Consider the following 22,365-nt stretch of genomic DNA (forward strand, 5'->3'; position numbering starts at 1 on the left):
GAAAAAGAGCCATCGCCGGGTGGGGGGGGGGGGGGGGTTGGGAGGGTGTTGCCGGGTGACCCCGCACCCCCGCGGTTCCACGGGGGACCGGCTCTCGTCCCCCCCCCAGTAGTGCCGGTGCCGGAACGCGGTCTTCGGCACCGGCACGAGCGGCCCGGGCGGGATGACGGCGTTCCACTCGACGTCGGCGCCGCGGGTGAACAGCTCGCCCAGCGCGGTGAGCGCGGTGCGCACTTCCGGCCGGTTCCGCCGTGTCAACGCCACGCCGGGGACGCCGAGGGGGCCCAGCAGCCCGGTCAGCACCCCGCCGGGGCCGAGTTCGAGGACCGTGCCGGCGTCCAGCGCGGCGACGGCGTCGGCGAACCGGACGGGCTCGCGCACCTGGTCCACCCAGTACCGCACGGTCTCCGGCAGCGGGCCCCCGGTCATCCCGGAGACCACCGGGAACCGGGCGGGGTGGTAGGTCAGCCCGGCGGTGACCGCGGCGAACTCGGCCAGCATCGGCTCCATCAGCGCGGAATGGAACGCGTGGCTCACTTCGAGGTACTTGGCTTCCGCGCCGAGCAGGCGCACGGCGTCGGCCACGGCGTCCCGTGTTCCGGAGAGCACAATGGACTCCGGGCCGTTCACCGCGGCCACCGACACGTCGGCGAACCCGCGGACCGCTTCTTCGCCCACCGGCACGGAAGCCATGACGCCCTCGCCCGCGGGCAGGGCCTGCATCAGCCGGGCGCGCGCGGCGACCAGGACCGCCGCGTCGGGCAGCGTGAGGACGCCCGCGGCGCACGCGGCGGCGACCTCGCCGATAGAGTGGCCTACCACCGCTCGCGGCCGCAGGCCCCAGGACGTGACCAGCTCGAACATCGCGAGCTCAACGGCGAACAGGGCGGGTTGCGCGCGAACGGTAGCGTCGAGGTCTTCGCCGCCGAGCACGATTTCGCGCACCGAAAAGTCCAGGTGGCGGTCCAGTTCGGCGCACGCCGCGTCGAACGCGTCCCGGAACACCGGGAACGCCTCATGGAGCTCGCGGCCCATCCCCGGCCGCTGCGAGCCCTGCCCGGCGAAGGCGAACGCCACGGACCCGTCGGCGACCTTCCGGGCGCGGGCACCGGCCAGCGCGGCAACGGCCTCGCCAGGGCGCTCGGCGACAACGGCCAAGCGGTGTTCCCACACCGATCGCGTGGCAGCCAAGGACCGCGCGATGGCAACCAACGGCGCACCCGCGAGATGATCGGAGAGCCGAGAAACCTGTTCTGCCAATGCTTCCTCGCTGCGCGCCGAGAGCACGAGCGGAACCAACGCGTCAGGCTCGGTCTGCGGCTCGGCGATATCGGCGGCTTCGAGGATCACGTGCGCGTTGGTGCCGGAGACGCCGAACGAGGACACCCCCGCCCGCCGAGTGGGGCCTGTCCACGGCGCCGGTTCGGTCAGCAGCTCGACAGCGCCGGCGGCCCAGTCCACCTTGCCGCTCGGGTGTTCGGCGTGCAGGGTGCGGGGCAACACGCCGTGCCGCATCGCGAGGAGCACCTTGATCACCCCGGCGACCCCGGCCGCGGCCTGGGTGTGCCCGAGGTTGGACTTCACCGAGCCCAGCAGCAGCGGTCGTTCGCGGTCCTGGCCGTAGGCCGCCAGCAGCGCTGTCGCCTCGATCGGGTCCCCGAGCACGGTTCCGGTGCCGTGCGCCTCCACAGCGTCCACTTCGGACGGTTCCAGCCCGGCGTTCGCCAGCGCCTGCCGGATCACGCGCTGCTGCGCCACGCCGTTGGGCGCGGTGAGGCCGTTGGAGGCACCGTCCTGGTTGACCGCCGAGCCGCGCACGATCGCCAGCACTTCACGGCCCGCGCGCACGGCCTCGGATCGGCGCTGCACGACGAGCACGCCGACGCCCTCGGCCCAGCCGGTCCCGTCGGCCTCGTCGGCGAACGACCGGCACCGGCCGTCCGGGGAAAGCCCGCGCTGCCGGGAAAACTCCACGAAGACGTCCGGGGTGGTCAGCACGGCCGCCCCCGCGACCAGTGCCGTCGCGCACTCCCCCGCCCGCAGGGCCTGCACCGCCAGGTGCAGGGCCACCAGCGAGGACGAGCAGGCCGTGTCGACGGTGACGGCCGGGCCCTGGGCACCGAGCACATAGGACAGCCGCCCGGACAGCACGCTGGAGGCGGTGCCCGTCAGCAGATAACCCTCGGCCTCGGCCGCCCCGGCCCCGTACCGCTGGGCCGAAGCCCCGACGAACACACCCAGGTCGCTGCCGCGCGTCGACACCGGGTCGATTCCGGCGTCTTCCAGGGCTTCCCACGAGGTTTCCAGCAGAAGCCGCTGTTGGGGGTCCATCGCCAGCGCCTCGCGCGGGCTGATGCCGAAGAACTCCGCGTCGAATGCCCCGGCCTCGGCCAGGAACCCGCCGTGCCGCGTGGCGGAGGTGCCCGCCGCACCGGGGGCGAACAGGGCTTCCAGGTCCCAGCCGCGGTCGTCCGGGAACTCCGTGATCGCTTCACGGCCATCGGCCAGCAGCTCCCAGTACCGCTCGGCGCTGGTGATGCCGCCCGGCAGGCGCACGCCGAGCCCGACGATGACGATCGGGTCGTCGTCGGACGCCGCCGCCCGCGCCTCCTCCGGCGGGGTTTCCGCCGAGGTCAGCCGGGTGCGCAGCGCTTCGGCGAGCGCGGCGGCGTCGGGGTGGTCGAAGGCGATGGTGACCGGCAGCGTGACGCCGGTCGTGGCGGCGATCCGGTTGCGCAGTTCGACCGAGGTCAGCGAGTCGAACCCGGCGTCGCGGAACGCGCGGCGCGGGGCGATGTCTTCGGGCGAGTCCAGGCCGAGCACGGCCGCGGCTTCCCGGCGCACCAGCTCGACCAGCAGTTCGCGCTGCCGCACGGCGTCCAGCCCGGTCAGCGTGCGCTCGAGGCCGGTGGCCGGTGCCCCCTCCACCGGCGCGACGGCCAGCCGGTTCAGCAGCGGGCTCGGCCGGGCGGCGGCGAACATCTCCGTGAAACGCGGCCAGTCCATGTTCGTCACGACGGCGGTGGCGCGTCCGCTGCGCAGCACGGCGTCCAGTTCGGCGAGCGCCCGCTCCGGCGCCATGGGCAGGATCGCTCGCCGCCGCAGCTGCTCCGCGGCTTCACCCGCGGTCGCCATGCCGCCGTCGGCCCAGGCGCCCCAGGCGATCGACGTCGCGGTGAGCCCGCGTGAGCGCCGGTTCTCGGCGAGCGCGTCGAGCTGGGCGTTGGCGGCCGAGTAGGCGGCCTGCCGGGCCGATCCCCAGATCCCGGCGATGGAGGAGAAGAGCACGAACGCGTCCAGTGGCCGGTCGCCCAGCACCTCGTCCAGCACGGCCGCGCCGACGGCCTTGCCCGCCAGCACCTCGGCGAACGACTCCCGGTCCTGGTCCAGGAACGGGACCAGGTCTCCGGCCACACCCGCGGCGTGCACGACGGCGTCCGGCGGGTACTGCTCGACCACCGCGGCGACCGCGGCCCGGTCGGCGACGTCGCAGGCCACCGGGAGCAGCCGCGGGTCGTCGCTGGTCCCACCGCTGCGGCTCAACAGCACCGCGCGGTCGGCGCCGCGGTCCACGACCCAGCGCGCCACCCGCAGGCCGAGCGCGCCGGTGCCGCCGGTGACCAGCACGGTGCCGCGCGGGGTCCACCCCGGGCCGTCGTCGACGGCGGTCGAGGGAACCAGGCGCCGGCCGAAGGAACCGGCGGCACGGACCGCCACCTGGTCCTCGTCGCCGCCGAGCACACCGAGCACCGCGTCCACCGGCGTTGCGGGCGGCAGGTCGACCAGGCCGCCCCAGCGGTCCGGGTGCTCCAGTGCGACCACGCGCCCGAGCCCCCACCCGGCCGCCGCGGCCGGTTCGGTGACCGCATCGGACGGGCCGATGGCCACGGCACCCCGGGTCACCACCCAGATCGGACCAGTGCCCGAGCGCAGCGCGTTCTGCACCGCGGTCAGCACGAAGAACGGGTCGTTCGAGACGACCAGCACACCGTCGGCCGGCCCCTCGGTGACGGCGTCGAGTCCGGCGGCGGCCAGGGCGTCGGCGGCCCCGGGTTCGCCCACGACGAGCCAGCGGCCGCCCGCCCGCGGGCCGGGAACCAGGCCCTCCCAGGTGATCTCGTACCGCCACGGGCTCGTCTCCCGCCCGGCGGCGCGCCCGGGTGGCAACCAGTACCGCCGGTGTTCGAACGCCGTGGTCGGCACCGGCACGGTGGCCGTTTCCGGGATCAGGACGGTCCAGTCGACCCGGCCGCCGTGCTCGAAGACCTGCGTGAGCGACCGCCGGAACCGCCGCGGGCCCCCGTCGTCCCGGCGGAGCGAACCGAGCACGGCCGCGTCGGGGTGCCCGGCGTCGTCAAGGGTTTCGCTGATCGCCGAGGCCAGCACGGGGTGCGTGCCGCATTCGAGGAACAGGGCGAACCCGTCGTCGGCGAGCGTGCGGACCGCATCGGCGAAGCGGACGCGCGAGCGCAGGTTCCGTGCCCAGTAACCGGGATCCAGTTCGCGCACCCACTGATTGTCCACTGTGGAGAACCACGGGATCTTCGGGCGGCGGGCGGTGACTCCGTCCAGGGCGGCGGAAATCTCCTCGGCCACGGCGTCGACCTGACTGGTGTGCGAGGCATAGTCCACCGCCACCCGGCGCGCCCGGACACCCTCGGCCGTGTACCGCGCTTCCAGGGCGTCGAGCGCGGCCGGGGCCCCGGCGAGGACGACCGACCGCGGTCCGTTGACCGCCGCGATCTCCACGCCCTCGGGCAGCTCGCCGGGGGCCGCCGAGACCGACAGCATCCCGCCGCGCCCGGCCAGCCCGGTGGCGATCACCTTGCTGCGCAGCGCGACCACCTTCGCCGCGTCCGTCAGCGACAGCACACCCGCGACGCAGGCCGCGGCGATCTCGCCCTGCGAATGCCCGGTCACCGCGTCAGCGTGGAGCCCGTACGACTCCCACAGCGCTGCCAGCGACACCATCACCGCCCACGACACCGGCTGCACCACGTCGACCCGGTCCAGATCGCCACCGAACACGACGTCGCGCAACGACCAGTCCACAACGGACGCAAGCGCTTGCGCGCACTCGTCCATCCGTGCCGCGAACACCGGCTCGGACTCCCACAGCTCCCGGCCCATGCCCACCCACTGGGCACCCTGACCGGGGAAGACCAGCACAGTCTTCCCGTCCCCGGCGCGGGCTCCTTCGACCGTCCGCAGCTCGGCGACAGCGTCCGAAGTGGACTGCGCGAAGACGACGGCCCGGTGCTCCCACAGCGTTCGCGTGGACAGCAGCGAGTGCGCGACGCCGGTCAGGCCGGGCTGTTCGTCGTCGAGGAAGTCGGCCAGGCGCGCGGCCTGCGCGGCCAGGCCTCCGGCGGTGCGCGCGGACACGACGAGCGGCACCGGTCCGGCCGGAGTGGGCGGTTCCGGGCGCTCGGGCGCCGGGGCCTGTTCGAGGATCACGTGCGCGTTGGTGCCGGACACCCCGAAGGAGGACACCCCGGCCCGGCGGACCGCCGCTTTCCACGGCGTCGCCGAGGTGAGCAACTCGATCGCGCCGCTCGTCCAGTCGACCCGGTCGCTGGGCCGGTCGACGTGCAGGGTGCGCGGCAGCACGCCGTGCCGCATCGCCAGGATCATCTTGATCACGCCGACGACCCCCGCCGCGGCCTGGGTGTGGCCGAGGTTGGACTTCACCGAGCCGAGCCGCAACGGCCGTTCACGCTCTTGGCCGTAGGCGGCGAGCAGCGCCGTGGCCTCGATCGGGTCGCCCAGGACGGTTCCGGTGCCGTGCGCCTCGACCGCGTCCACTTCGGACGGTTCGAGCCCGGCGTTGCGCAGCGCCCGGCGGATGACGCGCTCCTGCGCGGGCCCGTTCGGCGCGGTCAGCCCGTTCGACGCGCCGTCCTGGTTCACCGCGCTCCCGCGCAGCACGGCCAGGATCTCCCGGCCCTCGCGCCGGGCGTCGGACAGCCGTTGCAAAACCAGCACTCCCACGCCCTCCGACCAGCCGGTGCCGTCGGCGGCCTGCGCGAACGACTTGCACCGGCCGTCCGCGGAAAGCCCTTGCTGGCGGGAGAACTCCACGAACACGTCCGGGGTGGCGAGCACGGTCGCGCCGCCGGCCAGCACGAGCGAGCACTCCCCCGACCGCAGGGCCTGCGCGCCGAGGTGGAGCGCCACCAGCGACGAGGAGCAGGCCGTGTCGAGGGTGACGGCCGGGCCGTGCAGGCCCAGCAGGTAGGACACACGCCCGCTGGCGACGCTGCCCGCGCTGCCGGTGCCGAGGAAGCCTTCGAGCTCGGCGGGCTGCGGGCCCCCGGCGTAGTCGTGGTACATCAGCCCGGTGAAGACCCCGGCGTCCCGCCCTCGCACCGACGCGGGGTCGATGCCCGCCCGTTCCAGCGCCTCCCACGACGTTTCCAGCAGCAGCCGCTGCTGCGGGTCCATCGCGAGCGCCTCACGCGGGCTGATCCCGAAGAAGCCCGCGTCGAAGTCGCCCGCGTCGTGGAGGAAGCTGCCGCGCCGGGTCAGCGACGTGCCGGTGCCGTCGCCGAACAAGCGGTCCAGGTCCCAGCCGCGGTCGACCGGGAAGTCCGACACCGTCTCCCGTCCTGCGGCCAGCAGGTTCCAGAACGCCTCCGGTGTCGACACCCCGCCGGGCAGGCGCAGGCCCATGCCGACGATCGCGATCGGCTCGCCGGCGCCGTCGGCCGCCTTCTTCAGCCGTTCGTTCTCCTGCAACGAGGCGCGCAGGGCCGCCACGAGCCGTTCGTTCTGCGCCGCGGCATCCATCACAGTTCTCCCAACGCGCGGCGGATCAGGTCTTCCGCGTCCATGTCGGCGAGCGTCGCCGCTTCGTCCACGACCGGCTCTTCGGTCACCGGCTTCCCGAACAGCTCGGCGTGCAGCCGGTCGCCGAGCGCGGCCGCGTTCGGGTGGTCGAACACCGCCGTCACCGGCAGCCGGGCCCCGGTCGCGGCGCCGAGCCGGTTGCGCAGCTCGACCGAGGTCAGGGAGTCGAACCCGAGCTCCCGGAACGCGGTGCCCGGCTCGATCGGACGCGCCCGGCCCAGTACCACCGCGGCCTCGCGCCGGACCAGGTCGGTCACCGCCGCCCGCTGCCGCGGTTCATCCAGTTCGGACAGCCGGTCGAGCAGATCCGCTTCCGGAGAGACGGTTTTGTGCTGCTCGGCCACGAGACCACGCCACAGTGGAGGGAGCGCACCGGATCGCAACGCCACCCGGTCCGGGAGCACCGGGACCACGACCGCGGCGTCCAGCCGCAGTGCGGCGTCGAACATCCGCATGCCGAGTGCGTTCCCGATCGGCGCGACCCCGGCCCGCACCAGGCGTTCCCGCTGGGCGCCGCTGAGGTGCCCGGTCATCGCGCTGGCCTGCTCCCACAGGCCCCAGGCCAGCGACATCCCGGCCCCGCCCGCGGCCCGCCGCCGGGTGATGGCCGCGTCGAGGAACGCGTTCGCGGCGGCGTAGTTCGCCTGCCCGGCGTTGCCGAGCACCCCGGCGGCCGAGGAGAAGACGATCAACGCCGTGTCCGACTCCCGGGTCAGCTCGTCGAGATGCGCGAAGGCGTCGACCTTCGGCTCGAACACCCGGTCCAGCGCGGCCGGGTCCAGCGCGGCGACGAGCCCGTCGGCGAGCACCCCGGCCGCGTGGACGACGACGTCCGGCGTGGTTTCGGCGAGCAACGCGCGGACCTGGTCGCGGTCGGAGACGTCGCAGGTGCGGGTCTCGAAGCGGTCGCTCGTGCCACTGCGGGAGGCCAGCACGATGTCGCGCACGCCGTGTTCGGCGGCGAGGTGCTCGGCGACGAGCGTGCCGAGGGTTCCGGTACCGCCGGTGATCAGCACCTTCGCGCTCGCGCCGATCGGGCTGCGCCCGGCCGCTCCGGCCGGGGCCAGCCGGGGTGCGAAGAACTGCCCGTCCCGGACGCTGATCTGGTTCTCCCCCTGGGCGTGCGCGGCCGCGGCGACGGCAGCGGGGTCCGTGCCCTCGCCGTCCAGCAGGACCAGCCGTCCCGGGTGCTCGACCTGGGCGGCGCGGATGAGCCCCCACACCGCGGCTTCGGAAGGGTCGGTCCGCGCCTGGCGGGTGACGACCACCAGCCGGGCGTCGTCGAGCAGCTCTTGCACGGCTTGGAGCGCACCGGTCACCGCGCGCCGCGCCCGGACGGAGTCGGCCCCCGGTCCGGGATCGACGCGGAAGACCCGCCAGTCACCGGCTTCGCCCGGCGACAGCGCAAGCGGTACCCAGTCGAGCCGGAACAGCTCCACCGGCCGCAGGTTCCCGACGTCGACCGGGCGGCTGGTCAGCTCGGCCAGGGTGAACACCTGACGTCCGTCGAGGTCGACGGCCGTGACCTCGCCCCGGCGGAGCCGCACGCGCAGCTCTCGACCGGCGCCGTGCAGGCTGAGCCCCTGCCAGGCGAAGGGCAGCTCGATCCGGCCGTCCTCCCGGGCGGCGCCCAGCGCGGCCGGGTGCAGGGTGGCGTCGAGCAGCGCGGGGTGGATCGCAAAGCCGGTCGCGTCGATTTCGATGGGCAACGCGACCTCGGCGAACAGCTCGTCTTCGCGGCGCCAGAGCGAACGCACCCCCTGGAACGCCGGTCCGTACTCGTAGCCGAGGCCGGCGAGCGTCGCGTAGAGATCGTCCACCGGTTCGGCGTCCGGCGGCGGCCACGCGAACGTCTCGCCGGTGGCGCCGGACGCGGCGAGCCTGCCGGCGGCATGCCGGGTCCAGCGGCCGTCCGCGTGCTTGGCGTGCACGCTCACCGGACGTCGGCCGTCCTCCTCCGCGCCGACCACGACCTGCACCGGTACCGCGGCCGCGTCCAGCACGAGCGGTGACTCGACCACCAGTTCCTCGAGCACCGGGCATCCGGTGACCCGGCCGCCTTGCAGGGCCAGCTCCGCCCACGCCGCGCCGGGCACCACGACCGCCCCGCCGATCGCGTGGTCGACCAGCCACGACTGCGCTTCGAGGGACAGCCGCCCGGTCAGCGCGCCGCCGCCGGTCTCGGGGTGTTCGGCGAACGCGCCCAGCACGGGGTGCGGCACCGGTTCGAGCCCGGCGCCCGTCACATCTGTCGCGGCCTTGGCCGCGGTGCGCCAGTAGCGTTCCCGCTCGAACGCCGTCACCGGGACGTCGACCAGCGGCGCTTCGGGCACCACGCGGCGCCAGTCGACGGTGCCGCCGTGCACGAACACCTCGGCCAGGGACCGGACGAACCGGCCGGCACCGCCGTCCTCGCGGCGCAGCGATCCGACGGCGACCGCGTCCGGCACGGTCTCCAGCACGGCGGCGGTCAGCACGGGGTGCGAGCTCGCTTCGACGAACAGGTCGAACCCCTGGGCGCCCAGTTCGGCGACGGCCGCTGAGAACCGGACCGGTTCCCGCAGGTTCCGCACCCAGTAGGCGGTATCGACCTCTCCGGCCCACTGGACATCCACAGTGGACATCCACGGGATCTCGGGGACCGCAGCCTTCACCTCGCCGAGCCGGGCCAGAATCTCGTCCGCCACCGTGTCCACCTGCGCGGTGTGCGAGGCGTAGTCGACGTTGATCCGCCGCACTCGGACACCGTCCTCGCGGTACCGCCGCTCGACTTCGTCGAGCACCGCGGAGGCGCCCGCCAGCACCACGGACCGCGGCCCGTTGACGGCCGCGATCTCCACATCTTCGGGCGCTTCGTCCGGCGCGACCGCCACCGACAGCATGCCCCCGCGCCCGGCCAGGCCGGCGGCGATCACCTGGCTGCGCACCGCCACCACCCGCGCCGCGTCCTCAAGCGACAGCGCACCGGCCACGCACGCCGCCGCGATCTCCCCTTGCGAATGCCCGAGCACCGCGTCCGGCGTGATCCCGCACGAACGCCACAACGCGGCCAGCGACACCATCACCGCCCACGACACCGGCTGCACCACGTCGACCCGGTCGAGCGCACCACCGAACACGACGTCCCGCAGCGACCAGTCCACCACGGACGAAAGGGCCTGCTCGCACTCGGCCATCCGCGCGGCGAACACCGGCTCGGACTCCCACAGCTCCCGGCCCATGCCCGCCCACTGCGCGCCCTGGCCCGGGAAGACCAGCACCGGCCGGCGAGGTGCCGCGACGCCGGTGAGCACGTCGGCGGTCGCGCGCCCCGCCACGAAGTCGTGCAGTGCTTCCTCGGACAGCGCGACAGCCCGGTGCGGCCACGACGGCCGTCCGGCGGCCAGGCTGAACGCGGCCGCCTCGGGGTCGTCCAGACCGGCGATCCCGGCCGCCTGGTCGCGCAGTGCGACCGCACTGCGCGCCGAAACGACCAGGGCCGGGGCTTGGGCGGGCGCTGGCCGCTCGCGCGCCGGCGGCTCCTCGATGATGACGTGCGCGTTGGTGCCGGACACCCCGAAGGACGACACCCCGGCCCGCCGGTGCTCGCCGGTCCAGGGCACCGCCGAGGTGAGCAGTTCCACCGAGCCGTCCGTCCAGTCGACCTTCCCGCTGGGCCGGTCGACGTGCAGGGTGCGGGGCAGCACGCCGTGCCGCAGGGATAGGACCATCTTGATCACCCCGGCCACACCCGCGGCCGCCTGGGTGTGCCCGACGTTCGACTTCACCGAACCGAGCCACAGCGGGCGGTCCCGCTCGCGGCCGTAGGTGTTCAGCAGCGCTTGGGCCTCGATCGGGTCGCCCAGCGCAGTGCCGGTGCCGTGCGCCTCGACGACGTCCACTTCGGACGGTGCCAGCCCGGCGTTGGCCAGTGCCTGCCGGATCACCTTTTCCTGCGCCGGGCCGTTCGGCGCGGTCAGCCCGTTCGACGCGCCGTCCTGGTTCACCGCGCTCCCCCGCACCACCGCCAGGATCTCCCGACCTTCGCGTCGGGCGTCGGAAAGCCTCTGCAGGACCAGCACTCCCACGCCCTCGGCCCACGCGGTGCCGTCGGCCGAGTCGGCGAACGCCTTGCACCGGCCGTCCGGGGACAGCCCGCGCTGACGGGAGAACTCCACGAAGACGTCCGGCGCCGCCATCACCGTGACGCCACCGGCCACGGCCATCGAGCATTCGCCCGACCGCAGCGACTGCGCCGCCAGGTGCAGCGCCACCAGCGACGACGAACACGCCGTGTCGACGGTGACCGCCGGGCCCTGGGTGCCCAGCACGTACGACAATCGTCCGGAAAGGACACTCGACGCGGTGCCGAGCAGCTGGTAGCCGTCGGACTCCGCATTGGTCCCGTAGGCCTGTGTCGCGGCGCCGAGGAACACGCCGACGTCCTTCGTGCGCAGGCTCGTCGGGTCCACTCCGGACCGTTCCAGCGCCTCCCACGAGGTTTCCAGCACCAGCCGCTGCTGCGGGTCCATCGACACCGCCTCGCGGGGCGAGATGCCGAACAGCTCGGCGTCGAACCACGCCGCTTCGTGCAGGAAACCGCCGTGTCGCGGGGTGCACCCGTCCGCGCCGAACAGCCGGTCCAGGTCCCAGCCGCGATCGGCCGGGAACTCCGACACTGCGTCGACGCCATCGGCCAGCAGCGTCCAGTAGTCCTCCGGTGTCGCGACCCCGCCCGGCAGCCGGACCGCCAAGCCGACGATCACCACCGGGTCGTCGTCCACTGTGGATGTCCGCACCGCGGCGACCTCGGCCGCGCCGGTGAGCCTCGTGTGCAGGAATTCGGCCAGCAGCACCGGGTTCGGGTAGTCGAACACCAGGGTCGCGGGCAACGTCAGCCCGGTCCGGGCGGCGAGTCGGTTGCGCAGTTCAAGGGCGGTCAACGAGTCGAACCCGGCGTCGCGGAACGCCCGGGTCTCGTCGACGGCCGGGGTCGAAAGGACCGCGGCCGCCGCTTCGCACACCGCGCGCCGCAGGGAAGGCAGGTCACGCGGGCCGTCGGCACGCTCCTCCTCCGGCGCGCCCAGCGCGGGCAGGCCGTTCCCTGCCGGTTTCACGGCGACCAGGGCAGCGTGCTCCGAGGTCACCGCGAGATCGAGCAGCCGCAGCCCTTCCTCGGCCGACAGCTTGCCCACGCCCGCGCGTTCCAGCCGCCCGGTGTCGGCGGCGTCGAGGCGTCCGGTCATGGCGCTCTCCGGGGCCCACTGCCCCCAGGCCAGCGACACGGCGTGGCGGCCCGTCGCCCGGCGGCGCGCGGCGAGTGCGTCGAGGTAGGCGTTCGCGGCGGCGTAGTTGGCCTGCCCGGCCGAACCGAGCACACCGGCCGCGGACGAGAACAACACGAACGCGTCGAGATCGCCGGCCAGCTCGTCGAGGTGCGCGGCCGCGTCGGCCTTGGGCCGGAGCACGGTGTCGAAGGCGTCGTCGTCCAGGGCGGTGATCGTGCCGTCGTCGGTGACGCCGGCGGCGTGCACGACGGCGGTGACGGGCACCTTCGCGAGCAGCGCCCGCACCTGCTCGCGGTCGGCGACGTCGCAGGACACCATCGTCACCGTCGCCCCGGCCGCCTCCAGCTCGGTGCGCAGCGCGCCGTCCTCACCACGCCGGGACGCCAGGACGACGTGCCCGACGCCGTGGGTGGTGACCAGGTGGCGGGCGACCAGCGAGCCGAGGGTGCCGGTGCCCCCGGTGATCAGCACGGTGCTGTCGCGCCGCCACGGCGTGCCGCCGGTCGCGGCGACCTCCCGCAGGTGGGGCACCAGCACCTCGCCGTCGCGGATCCGGAGCTGCTCGGCGCCCCCGCCCAGCGCCCGCCGGAGGACGTCGGGATCGGTGCCGGGTTCCAGGTCGGCGAGCACGAACCGGCCTGGGTGCTCGGTCTGCGCGCTGCGGACCAGGCCCCACACGGCCGCGGCGACCGGGTCGACGTCGGCGTGCTCGGTCACGACGACCAGCCGTGCGGCGTGCGCGTCGGAGAGAACCCCGCGGACGGCGCCCAGCACCTCGGCCAGCACCGCACGGAGGTCACCGGAGGGCGCGTGCCAGGTCACCCCTTCCGAAACGGCGGGCCCCGGGCGGCCGGGTTCCCATCGCACGGCGTGCAGCGGCGGTTCCGGCCGGGCGCGGCCGTCGGTCAGCCAGTAGTGCTGCCGGTCGAACACCGTCTTCGGCACCGGGACGAGCGTGCGCGGCAGGACGGCGGTCCAGTCGACGTGGTGCCCGCGCGCGAACGCGGTCGCGGCGGCGGTCAGCGCGCTCGCCACCTCGGGCCGCCCGCGGCGAGTCAGCGGCACGGCGACGACGTTGGCCAGCACCCCGGACAGGGCGCCGCCGGGCCCGAGTTCCAGCACCGTCGTCACCGGGCTCGCGGGGTCGCAGGTCATGGTCGCCATCGCGTCGGCGAAGCGCACGGTGCGCCGCACCTGCTCGACCCAGTAGTCCGGGGCGCACGCCTGCTCGTCGGTCAACCGCTCGCCGGTCACTGTGGACACTACGGCGACGCCGGGAGCGCGGTAGGTGAGCGACGCGGCGACCTCGCGGAACCCGGCGAGCATCGGTTCCATCAGCTCGGAGTGGAAGGCGTGGCTGACCCGCAGCCGTCGCCCGTCGACGCCGAGCTGCTCCACGGCTCGGACCACGGCCGCCTCCGGACCGGACAACACCACGGAAGCGGCGTCGTTGACCGCGGCGACGGACACCCCGGCCAGGTCGGGAACGGCGCTTTCGGGCACCGGCACGGAAACCATCGCGCCCCCGGCGGGCAACGCCTGCATCAGCGCACCGCGCGCGGCGACCAGCCGGGCCGCGTCGGGCAGCGACCACACCCCGGCCACGAACGCCGCGGTGAGCTCCCCCAGCGAGTGCCCGGCCAGCGCCCGCGGCCGGATGCCCCAGGAGGCCACCAGCGCGGCCATCGCCACCTCGACGGCGAAGAGCCCGGCCTGCGCACCCAACGTCCCGTCGAGCCGGTCGCCGTCGAAGACGGCTTCGCGCACGGAGAAGCCCACGTGCCGGTCCAGCTCGGCGCAGACCTCGTCGAACGCCTCGGCGTACACCGGGAACCGGTCGTAGAGCTCCCGGCCCATCCCGGCCCGCTGGGTGCCCTGGCCGGGGAAGACGAACCCGATGCCGCCGTCACCGGCCCGGCCGGTGACCACGTTCGCGCGCTCGAAGTCGCGCAATCCCGCGATCGCGTCGGGTACGTCCGCGGCGAGCACCACCGCGCGGTGCTCCCAGCGGCTCCGCGTGGTGACGAGCGCGCCCGCGGTCGCGGTCAGGTCACCCCGATCGGCCAGGTGACCGGCGACTGCGGCGGCCTGCGCCCGCACCGCGCGTTCGGACCGGCCGGTGACCACGACCGGCACCAGGTCCAGTTCCGGCACGGTGGGTGCGGTCCACCGAGGCGGCTGTTCGAGGAGGACGTGGGCGTTCGTCCCGGAGACGCCGAACGACGACACGCCCGCCCGGCGGGTCTCCGCCGCCCAGGGCACCGCCGAGGTCAGCAGCTCGACCGAACCGCCCGTCCAGTCGACCACCTCGCTCGGCCGCTCGGCGTGCAGCGTGCGCGGCAGCACGCCGTGCCGCATCGCCAGGACCATCTTGATCACGCCGACGACCCCGGCCGCGGCCTGGGTGTGCCCGACGTTCGACTTGGCCGAGCCGAGGAACAGCGGCCGGTCCCGCTCGCGGCCGTAGGTCGCCAGCAGCGCCTGGGCCTCGATCGGGTCCCCCAGCACGGTTCCGGTGCCGTGCGCCTCGACGACGTCCACTTCGGACGGTTCCAGCCTCGCGTCGGCGAGGGCCTGTCGGATCACCTTCTCCTGCGCCGGGCCGTTCGGCGCGGTCAGCCCGTTCGACGCGCCGTCCTGGTTCACCGCGCTCCCCCGCACCACCGCCAGGATCTCCCGGCCGTCGCGCTCCGCGTCGGAAAGCCGTTGCAGCACCAGCACTCCGGCGCCTTCGGACCACCCCGTGCCGTCGGCGTCCGCGCTGAACGACTTGCACCGGCCGTCGGGCGCGAGGCCGCGTTGCCGCGAGAACTCGACGAAGACCTCGGGCCCGGCCATGACCGTCACCCCGCCGACGACGGCCAGCGACGTCTCCCCGGAACGCAGCGACTGAGCTGCCAAGTGCACCGCCACCAGCGAAGACGAGCACGCCGTGTCGACGGTGAGCGCGGGGCCCTGCGTACCCAGCACGTAGGCGAGACGGCCCGAGATCACCGCGGGCAGTCCGCCGGTCAGCAGGTAGCCTTCGGCGTCGCCCGGCGTCATCGCGCTGGGTCCGTAGGGCTGCGGTGTCGCGCCGACGAACACGCCGGTGTCGCTGTCGCGCAGCGAAGCCGGGTCGAACCCCGCGTCCTCCAGCGCTTCCCACGCCGTCTCCAGCACCAGCCGCTGCTGCGGGTCCATCGCCAGCGCCTCGCGCGGGCTGATGCCGAAGAACCCGGCGTCGAACGCGCCGGCGTCGGTCAGGAACCCGCCGCGCCGGGTGTAGGTGGTGCCGGTCGTGTCGGGGTCGGCGTCGTAGAGCGCGGCCAGGTCCCAGCCGCGGTCGGCCGGGAAGTCCGACACCGCGTCGCCGCCGTCGGCCAGCAGCCGCCAGAAGTCCTCCGGTGAGGTGATCCCGCCGGGCAGGCGGACGCCCATGCCGACCACGACGATCGGGTCGTCGTCGCGCCTGGCCCGCGCGGTCGCGGTGGCCCGTTCTCCGCCGGACAGCCGATCGCCCAGGTGCTCGGCCAGCCGCCGAGGGGTCGGGAAGTCGAAGGCGACGGCCGGTGGCAGGGCCAGGCCGGTCGCGGCACTCAGCCGGGCGCGCAGGTCGACCGAGGTGAGCGAGTCGAACCCGAGATCCCGGAACGCCCGGTCCGCGCCGATGCCGTCCGGCTCGCCCAGCACCGCGGCGGCGTGGGCACGGACCAGCTCCAGCAGCTGGTCGGCGTCGTCGAACCCGGCGAACTCGGCGAGCCGGGCCAGCGGCGCCGAGCCGAGCGGCACGCCGTCCGGGCCGAGCCAGTAGCGGCGGCGCTCGAACACCGAGGTGGGCAGCGGCACCGGCGGCGCGGCCGGGACGACGGTCGTCCAGTCGACCCGGCCGCCGCGGACGAAGTGCTCGGCGAGCGAGGTGCGGAACCGGCGGCTCCCGCCGTCGCCGCGGCGCAGGGTTCCGCACACGGCCGCGCTGACAACGTTGTCGGCCACGGCGTCGGTGAGCACCGGGTGCGAACTGACTTCCACGAACAGGCCGAACCCTTGCTCGGCCAGCGCGGTCACGGCGTCGGCGAACCGCACCCGGGCCCGAAGGTTGCGATACCAGTAGTCCGCCGCCACCGGCTCTTCGACCCACGCCGCGTCCACAGTGGACATCCACGGCACGGCGGGCGTCCTGGCCGTCACTCCGGTGGCGGCGAGCACGTCCGCCCGGGCACTGTCCACTTCGGAACTGTGCGAGGCGTAGTCCACGGAGACACGCCGGACCCGCACGCCGCGTTCGCGGTAGTCCCGCTCCCAGCCGTCCAACTGCGCGGGCGTTCCGGCCAGGACGAGCGCGCGTGGCCCGTTGACAGCGGCGATCTCCGCGCCCTCGGGCACCTCGTCCGGCGCGACCGCGACCGACAGCAGCCCGCCACGACCGGCCAGCCCGGCGGCGATCACCTGACTGCGCCGGGCCACCACCCGGGCCGCGTCCGCCAACGACACCGCACCGGCCACGCACGCCGCGGCGATCTCCCCTTGCGAATGCCCGACCACGGCGTCCGGCCGCACGCCGTGGGCGTCCCACAACGCCGCCAGCGACACCATCACCGCCCACGACACCGGCTGCACCACGTCGACCCGGTCCAGGTCACCACCGAAGACGACGTCCCGCAGCGACCAGTCCACGAAAGGCGCCAGCGCCCGTTCGCAGTCGGCCATCCGGGCCGCGAACACCGGCTCCGCGTCCCACAGCTCTCGGCCCATGCCCACCCACTGGGCGCCTTGGCCGGGGAAGACGAACACGGTCTTCGCCCCCGTCAGCGCTTCTCCGCTGAGCGCGGCCGGATCGCGCAACGCCGTGGCCGCCTCGGCGGTGTCCCCGGCGAGCACCACGGTGCGGTGCCGGTGCAGCGTCCGGGTGGTCAGCAAGGACCAGGCCACCGGCGCGAGGTCACCGTCCAGCTCCGGCGCGAGCCGCAGCGCCTGCGCCCGGACGGCGGTGCGGGTGCGCCCGGACACGACCAGCGGCAGCACGCCGTGCTCGGCCGGGGCGGGCGGAGGCTCCGGCGCGGCCGACTCGATGATCACGTGGGCGTTGGTGCCCGAGATGCCGAACGACGAGATCCCGGCCCGCAGCGGCCGGTCGTCCGATTCCCAGGGCTCGGCGGCGGTGAGGAGCCGGACCCGCCCGGACGTCCAGGCGACGCGGTCCGAAGCGGTTTCCGCGTGCAGGGTGGCCGGCAGGGTCCGGTGCCGCATGGCCAGGATCATCTTGATCAGCCCGGCGACACCCGCTGCCGCCTGCGCGTGCCCGAGGTTCGACTTGACCGAGCCGAGCCGCAGCGGTGTCTCGCGTTGCTGCCCGTACGTGGCCAGCAAGGCCTCGGCCTCGATCGGGTCACCCAGCACGGTCCCCGTGCCGTGCGCCTCGACTGCGTCCACTTCGGACGGTTCCAGACCGGCGTCGCGCAACGCGCGGCGGATCACCCGCTCCTGCGCCAGGCCATTCGGCGCGGACAGCCCGTTGGACGCCCCGTCCTGGTTGACCGCGCTGCCGCGCAGCACCGCCAGCACCGGGCGGCCGGCTTCCCGCGCGGCCGAAAGCCGTTGCAGCACCACGACTCCGGCGCCTTCGGACCAGCCCGTGCCGTCCGCGTCCGCGGCGAAGGAGCGGCAGCGCCCGTCACCGGAGAGACCGCCCTGGCGCGCGAACTCGACGAACACGCCGGGGCCGGCCATCACCGTGGCACCTCCGGCGAGCGCCAGCGTGCACTCCCCGGACCGCAGCGACTGCGCGGCCAGGTGCAGCGCGACCAGCGACGAGGAGCACGCGGTGTCGACCGTGACCGCGGGTCCCTCGGTGCCCAGCACGTAGGCGACCCGCCCGGAGGCCACGCTCGGCGCGACCCCGGTCAGCACGTGGCCTCCGGTCTCCTCGCCGCTTTCGTGCATGCGGCTGCCGTACTCCGGCGGCATCAGGCCGAAGAAGACGCCCGTTTCGGAGCCGTGCAGGGAGGCCGGATCGAGGCCCGCTCGTTCGAGTGCCTCCCACGACGTCTCCAGCAGCAGCCGCTGCTGCGGGTCCATGGCCAGCGCCTCGCGCGGGCTGATGCCGAAGAACCCCGCGTCGAACGCCCCCGCGTCGGCCAGGAACCCGCCGCGGAACCCGGTGTCCGGCCAGCCCCGGTCCGCCGGTGCGCCGGTCACGAGGTCGGCGCCGCCGGCCAGCGCGGCCCAGAACGACTCCGGCGAGTCGATCCCGCCCGGGAACCGGCACCCCAGGCCGACGATCACCACCGGGTCATCGTCCGTGGGAACCGGTTCGGCCGTGATTTCCGCCGGTGCGTCCGCGCCGAGGAACTCGATCAGCCGCGCGGGCGTGGGGTGGTTGTACAAGGTGGTGCTGGTCAGCCGCCGGTCCAGGGTGGTGTCGAGCCGCGCGGCCAGCTCCACCAGCATTGACGAGTCGAACCCGAGCTCCCGGAACGGCGCGTCGAGCTCGAGCCGCGCGGGATCGCGCACCCCCAGCACCGCGGCGATCTCGCGCCGGGCCGTCTCCGCCGGATCGGTGGTCACCGGGGTTTCCGCGACGGTTTTGTCGTCGAGCCAGTGCCGTTCCCGTTGGAACGCATAGTGCGGCAGGGCGATCCGGCGTCCACTGTGGACCGGCCAGCGTACCGGAACGCCGTTCGCGTGCAGCTCGCCGAGTGAGAGCAGCAGCCGGTCCGGACCGCCTTCGCCGCGTCGCAGCGTCGGCACGGTCACGGCGGTGCCGCCCTGTTCCAGCGCGCAGTCCCGGATCCCGGCCAGCAGCATCGGGTGCGGGCTGACTTCGACGAACACGTCGCGGTCGGCACCGAGCAACGTCCCGACCGCGGCGCGCAGGTCCACCGGCTGCCGCAGGTTCTGGTACCAGTAGTCGGCGTCGAGCAGGCCGATCGGTTCGTCACCGGTCACCGTCGAGTAGAACGGGACCGCCGGGGACACCGGGCGCAGCCCGGCCAGTGCGGTCTTCAGCTCGTGCTCGATCGGCTCGACCGCGGCCGAGTGCGAGGCGTAGTCCGCCATGATGCGGCGGGCCCGCGCTTCCGGTTCGCTGGCCGCGACGAGTTCGTCCAGCGCGTCGAGGTCCCCGGCGACCACGACGGACGCCGGTCCGGAGATCACCGCGACCGACAGCCGCCCGCCCCAGCGCTCGAGGCGCGTGCGGACGTCGTCGACCGGGAGCCCGAGCCAGGCCATTCCGCCGCGGCCGGTCAGCGCCCGCGCGGTGATCCGGGAGCGGGCCTCGATCAGCCGCGCGCCGTCTTCGAGCGTCAGCGCTCCGGCGACGCAGGCCGCCGCGACCTCACCCTGGGACTGCCCGACCACCGCGGCGGGCTCGATCCCCCGCGAGCGCCAGAGCGCGGCGAGCGCCACCATCACCGCCCACATCACGGGCTGGTTGACCTCGGTCAGCTCCATCGACGGCGCGCCCTCGACGTCGCGAAGCACGTCGAGCAGCGACCACCCGGCCAAAGGGCGCAGGGCGTCGTCGCAGCGGCGCAGCTCGTCGGCGAACACAGGCGAGGTGTCGAGCAGCTCCGTCGCCATGCCCGGCCACTGGGGGCCCTGACCAGGGAAGACGAAGACGATCCCGCCGGTGCGCTCGCGCGCGGTGCCGCGGACGATCGCCGGCGAGGAAAGCCCCGCGGCCAAATCTTCGAGCGCGGTTACCAGGTCGTCCCGGTCGTCGCCGACGACGACGGCTCGCCGCGGCAGCATGGCCCGGGAGGCCAGCGAGCCCGCGATCTCGTGGCGACCGGTTCCGGGGTGCTCTCGCAGGTGCCCGGCCAGGCGGGCGGCCTGGTCGAGCAGCGCGCGTTCGGTGTGCGCGGACAGCACCCACGCCGCCGGGCCGTCCGGTTCGGGCTCCGGGCCGGGGGCAGCCGGCCCGGGCGCGACGACGACGTGCGCGTTCGTGCCGCCGATCCCGAACGAGGAGACGCCGGCGTACCCGGGCGACGGCCACGGCGTGGTCTCCGTGACCACCCGGAGCCGCCAGTCGCCGAACCCGATCGCCGGGTTCGGGTGCGCGAAGTTCAGGCTCGCGGGCAGGCTGCGGTGGTGCAGGGCGAGCAGCGTCTTGAGCAGGCCCGCGATCCCGGCCGCGCCCTCCAGGTGCCCGATGTTCGTCTTCACCGAGCCGACGAGCAGTGCGGTGCTGCGGTGCGCGGCGTGCGCGGCCCCGAGCGCGGCGGCCTCCACCGGATCGCCCGCGGCGGTGCCCGTGCCGTGCAGCTCGACGTACTCGATCTCGGCGGGCGCCACCTCCGCCCGCTGGTAGGCGGCCCGCAGCACACGTTCTTGCGCGGCGGGGCTCGGCGCGGTCAGGCCGGGCGCCGGTCCGTCGTTGTTGACCGCGGTGCCGCGCAGCACACCGTAGATCCGGTCCCCGTCGGCCTCGGCCTGGGCGAGTGGCTTGAGCAGGACGAGGCCACCGCCCTCGCCGCGGGCGAAGCCGTTGGCGCGGGCGTCGAAGGTGTGGCACCGGCCGTCCGGCGACAGCGCGCCGAGGCGGGTGAGCGCTTCGGTGGACTCGTCGGCCAGATTCAGGTGCACCCCGCCCGCAACCGCCAGGGTGGACTCACCGCTGCGCAGGCTTTCGGCGGCCAGGTGCACGGCGACCAGCGCGGACGACTGGCCGGTGTCCACGGCCAGGCTCGGCCCGGCGAGGCCGAAGAAGTGCGACAGCCGGTTGGCCAGCAGGGCACGGCTCGTGCCGGTCAGCCGGTGGTGCCCGACCTCGGCGCCGAGCCGGGCGGCGAGCAGCGCGTAGTCGTCGGCGGTGGCGCCGACGAACACGCCCGTGCCGCTCCCCCGCACCGCGTCCGGCGCGATCCCGGCGTCTTCGAACACCTCCCAGCCCAGCTCCAGCAGCAGGCGCTGCTGCGGGTCGAGCTCGCGGGCCTCCCGCGGGGAGACGCCGAACAGGGCCGCGTCGAAGCCGGCGACGTCGTCGAGGTAACCGGCGCGCGACGCGGTGGCCGGACGCCCGTGCGGCGCCGCGCCGAGCACGTCGATCCCGCCGGCCAGCACCCGCCAGAACGCCGCCGGGTCCGCGGCGCCGGGGAACCGGCAGGACAGGCCGACCACCGCGATGGGGAACACGGCAACTCCTCACGATCGGGACCGGGGCGCGGCGGGACTAGTCCTGGGCGTCGAGCCCCGCAGCCTCCAGCGGGGCCGCATAGGGCGCGATCACCCGCATCAGCTCCGCCTCCCACGCGGTCGGGTGGATCGCCGTGGTGGCCCGGGCCGGCGTTCGCCGGGCCTTCTCGATACCGGTGAGCAGGGCTTCGGTGGTCGCCTTGCCGTTGTAGCGGTCCACCAGCCATTGGCGGCCTTCGGCGCGGATCCGGTCCGTGTCCGGCCGGTGCACCAGCTCGAGAGCGGTGTCGGCCAGCTCCACGGTGCGCAGGCTCGGCACCGGCCACGCGGACGGCGCTTCGAACAGCTCGTCACCGCCGCCGAGGCCGTACCCGGTGACGAGGCAGCCGCTGGCCAGCGCCTCGGCGACCGGCAGGCCGAACCCCTCGCCCTCGGGGGCGCCGAGCGCGACGAACACCGACGTGTCGGCGAGCACCCGGGCGACCTCCTCGTGCGAAAGGCCCCGGATGTCCCGCAGCTCGACCCCGGCGCTGCGCGGGTCGTTGCGCAGGATCTGCTTGAGCAGGGCGCTTTCCGACGGCCGCTTGCGCGACATCCACGCGATGCTGGGCTTCTTCTCCACCGGCCGGAACAGCTGCGCGTCGATCGGGTTCGGCACCAGCACGGGCGGCGGCAGGTCGGGCACCGCGCGGCTGATCACCTCGACGCCGTCGCGGGAGATCGTCCACAGCGTGGGCGGCACGCTCCAGCCCGGGTACGGGTTCAGCTCGGGGCAGGTCAGGAACATCATGAAGTGGCCCTGGACGAAGATGACCGTGCGGCCGCCGGGGGCCGGGTCGTGGCCGGGCAGGATGGTCAGCTCCGGCACCACGAGCAGGTCGTCGGCCGCCAGCTCCAGCTCCTTGCCGGACAGCGTCGGCACGGTGTCGTCGAACCAGTTGTACCGGAAGCCGGGGGTCGGCGACCAGCGGTAGGCGTCCACGCCCGCCGCCGCCAGCAACGCCACGTGCTCGGTCAGCAAGCGGTTTCCGCCGACGGGGTACTGGACCTCGAACCCGGCGTAGACGACGCGACCAGCCAACTCCTGCTCCGTTTCCGGGCCCCGGAGCGCATCCGGCCACGGCCCAGC

3 protein-coding genes are annotated in these 22,365 nt (G+C 74.5%); all 3 read right to left on the reverse strand.

Annotation, left to right across the window (positions count from 1 at the left end):
* Window positions 1-6,792 (reverse strand): type I polyketide synthase (locus ACZ61C_RS28460; RefSeq protein ID WP_465310906.1); only part of this gene is annotated, 6,792 nt, incomplete at its 3' end.
* Window positions 6,789-21,236 carry a type I polyketide synthase gene (locus ACZ61C_RS28465; RefSeq protein ID WP_465310907.1) on the reverse strand — a complete coding sequence of 4,816 codons (14,448 nt, stop codon included), beginning with the start codon at window positions 21,234-21,236 and terminating at the stop codon, window positions 6,789-6,791. The genes ACZ61C_RS28465 and ACZ61C_RS28460, both read right to left, overlap by 4 nt.
* A gap of 37 nt (window positions 21,237-21,273) precedes the next feature.
* Window positions 21,274-22,317 (reverse strand): glycosyltransferase, encoded by a 1,044-nt coding sequence (locus ACZ61C_RS28470; protein WP_465310908.1) that lies wholly within the window; start codon window positions 22,315-22,317, stop codon window positions 21,274-21,276.
* Window positions 22,318-22,365: the final 48 nt, after the last annotated feature.

Source organism: Amycolatopsis sp. NPDC104587, from assembly GCF_055583645.1.